The 2860-nt window shown below is 57.1% G+C and carries 3 protein-coding genes and 1 pseudogene; 1 reads left to right on the forward strand and 3 read right to left on the reverse strand.

Annotation, left to right across the window (positions count from 1 at the left end; all coding sequences use genetic code 11):
• Positions 1 to 263: 263 nt before the first annotated feature.
• The 3 genes from D6B98_RS39465 to D6B98_RS39475 form a co-directional block, all read right to left on the reverse strand.
• Entirely contained in the window at positions 264 to 776 is a 513-nt protein-coding gene (locus D6B98_RS39465; protein ID WP_126262240.1) for a (2Fe-2S)-binding protein, read from the reverse strand.
• Positions 773 to 1345: a molybdopterin cofactor-binding domain-containing protein gene (locus D6B98_RS42150; RefSeq protein WP_126262241.1), complete on the reverse strand. Its 573-nt coding sequence runs from the start codon at positions 1343 to 1345 to the stop codon at positions 773 to 775. Before D6B98_RS42150 ends, D6B98_RS39465 begins: the two co-directional genes overlap by 4 nt.
• 407 nt (positions 1346 to 1752) lie before the next feature.
• Positions 1753 to 2592 carry a molybdopterin cofactor-binding domain-containing protein gene (locus tag D6B98_RS39475; protein ID WP_164719170.1) on the reverse strand — a complete coding sequence of 280 codons (840 nt, stop codon included), beginning with the start codon at positions 2590 to 2592 and terminating at the stop codon, positions 1753 to 1755.
• Here D6B98_RS39475 and D6B98_RS41355 point away from each other — a divergent pair.
• A pseudogene (locus tag D6B98_RS41355) lies at positions 2556 to 2786 on the forward strand (IS110 family transposase); the annotation flags it as partial. The gene D6B98_RS39475 and the pseudogene D6B98_RS41355 overlap by 37 nt on opposite strands.
• Positions 2787 to 2860 lie beyond the last annotated feature (74 nt).

The following is a 2860-nucleotide window of genomic DNA, read 5'->3' on the forward strand; positions in this document are numbered from 1 at the left end:
TTCGCGGGTCAATCTTGCCCGCCGTCAGGCAGAAACTCCACTTATCGCGCTGTTCAGATTTGCGGGACCAGCTCACTTCGGGCTAACAGGAGCGCCATTGGAAGTAATTGGTACCGGCACGCCGTCCGCGCAAGAAAACGCTGGTATCGGCCCTATAGCGGCCACAGGCAGATGCGTATAGAGCAGCATCTGAATCCGCATGAACTGACGACGCATAGACTAAGGCGGAAAGGAGCATGATTGTCGGAAGCCCCCACATGGCTCTAACTCTTTCCCTTAAGCATTATCTCTGCAGTCTTTTTCGCCGCTTCGAAATACCGCACATAACCAGTACATCGGCAGATGTGTCCACCAAGCGCATACTCGATTTGAGCGTCCAGATCGGCAGGCCTCGTGGGCGCTGCCGCCAATCGATCCACCAGTATCTGAGCCGCGATTACGAAACCTGGCGTGCAATACCCACATTGAAAGGCAAAGTTCGCGAGAAACGCGTCCTGGATAGGCGTCAATGAATCGGCCGACGCAACACCTTCGATCGTCTTGATCTCTGCGCCGTTCAATATCCAGAGAGGAGTAGAGCATGCCAAACTGGGCGTCGCGTCCTGGTTTGGAGGCTTCTTCACCGAAACAGTGCAAGCGCGACAGATAGCGATGCCGCAGCACAACTTGGTGCCAGTCAGATTGAGATCATCATGAAGAAAATCGATAAGTTTATCGTCTCGCCTATCTTCAGCGACGCTATGGGAGACGCCATTTACCGTGAATCCGACAGTCATTTTGCGAGTCCAGCTAAGATCTTTGCAGGTGTAATAGGCAGAGACGAGTAGCGAACGCCGAGAGCATCGCGGAGGGCGTTTGAGATCGCAGGATCCACAGAACACATAACTGCTTCGGCGATGCCACGTCCTTTTCCACCATCCCCAGACACCTCGGGCAAGATGATCAATTCTTGGCCCCGACGCCCCCGCTCATAATGTGAACGGTGGGGCACATCAGCTAACCTCGGGACGTGATACCGGTTCAAATTCCAAGTGCCGCCGGCAGGACCTACGAGCCCGTCCGGCATGTCTTCGAATAGTGTGTATCCGATTGCCATCGCGACGCCCCCTTGCGATTGTCCAGATACTAGTTCGGGAACGTGCACATGGCCGGCATTCAAGATGCTGACTACATTTTCGATCCTCGTGACTCCCGTCGAACGATCAACGACAAGCGCCGCGATGTTGGCACAAGGGGCCCAAACCGTTCGCGAAGCACGGGATGCGCTCGCTGGCGGCCTTTGAGTGTTGCTCCGATCAATTCGGCTCCGCCCACCATCTACCGACGAGTATAGCGTGATCTCCATCTAGCTCTAACCTCACCGGCAGGCCCGCCAAGGCGTAGCTAGCCGACACCCAACTTCCCTGGAAAAAGGCGTGTCCAAGGACTCCGCTGGGAAGGCCGTGGGAATAGACCGCATCTGCGAGGCGCGTATGACCTAGCGGCTCGAAACCGTATTGCTTGGTGACGAGGTGCCCTTCGGCCCAAACGACATCCTCAAACGCGAGATTTGGCTTATTCCACAGCAGCCTTGCCGCCGGCAAAATCGCGCTGTGCATGTAGGCTCGCGCGGTTTCCTGCACAGCGTGGACTTGGTGAAAGCCAGTTAGGCATGCCGATGAAGACCCAACCCCTTTCGCGGTGGACAGAGGATTATCCCAATCCGGCGTATAGCTTGGTGTCAGGCCCGTCTGCCCGAAGAGCGTGTAGTCGCTAGCGGACACCGTTTCTGCATTGGTGCCTAAAACGGCCCCAGTAACCACGCGAAAGCGTAGTTGCAGATCCGTTTCCGAAATCAACCGCGTTCGTCCGGACTGTTATCGAGCCGTTCTTCTCGAGGTGGACCGCGGCTACGACCCCGTCCGCCTCGGTGCCATAAGCTTGCGCCGACACGGCGAATCCTGTGCCGTAGCTCTCACCGCGCCCAGCATACTCTTCCTTTATATCTGCGCGCTGCGCCCACAGTGGATGGGCTTCCGCCCTGTCAAGAAGTTCATCAAGCCGAAGTTCTTGATTGAATTGTCCACCGACGACGGTTGCGCTCGTCGACTTCGCAAGATTGGCGCGTCGAAGTGCAAATGGGTCCCACGATTTGACGGCTGCGATATCATCAAGCGCAGTTTCGATTGCAAAGAAAGCCTCTGGGCCACCGAAACCTCGCTGAGATCCTCCTGGAATATCCTGGGTTTTCATTGACTGAGCATCCAGGCTCGCCAGAGGAACCTCGTATGCTCCGCCAATGGCCAATGCTGCTAGGTTCGCAACATAAGGAGATAGATTCTTCAACCCGCCGCCGTTGAAGTTCATCGCCATCTGCACGCACTGCAGCGACATATCGGACCCAACAGTTATGGCGCCCGTCATCTTTACCCCCGGACGCTTGAGACCCAGACGGAACTGATCGAACCGATCGCGCATGAGGCGAACGGGATGGCCATCAGTAAAGGGAGCAACTAGTGCTAGGAGTAACGAAAATGGCGACGCATCACGCCCTCCGAACGCGCCGCCGGGCGGGCGAAGCGGTCGGCCGTCCGTCCATGCGATTCGTGCCACCGAAATCAACCGATCAGCTGGCGGTACAGGCTGTCCACCGCATTCGCCGACGCCTGGTCGCCGACCGGGTCAGGCTCGCTAACCAGATTCGCGGTCTTCTGTCCGAGCATGGCATTGTCATTGCCCGTGACATCGCGCAGCTGCGGCGCGGCCTCGCTGTCATCGTAGGGAACATCAATGGCCTCAGCGAGATGTGAGCTGGTCCCGCAAATCTGAACAGCGCGATAAGTGGAGTTTCTGCCTGACGGCGGGCAAGATTGACCCGCGA

This window comes from Bradyrhizobium sp. LVM 105 (genome assembly GCF_003957705.1).
Classification (GTDB): Bacteria; Pseudomonadota; Alphaproteobacteria; order Rhizobiales; family Xanthobacteraceae; genus Bradyrhizobium; species Bradyrhizobium frederickii.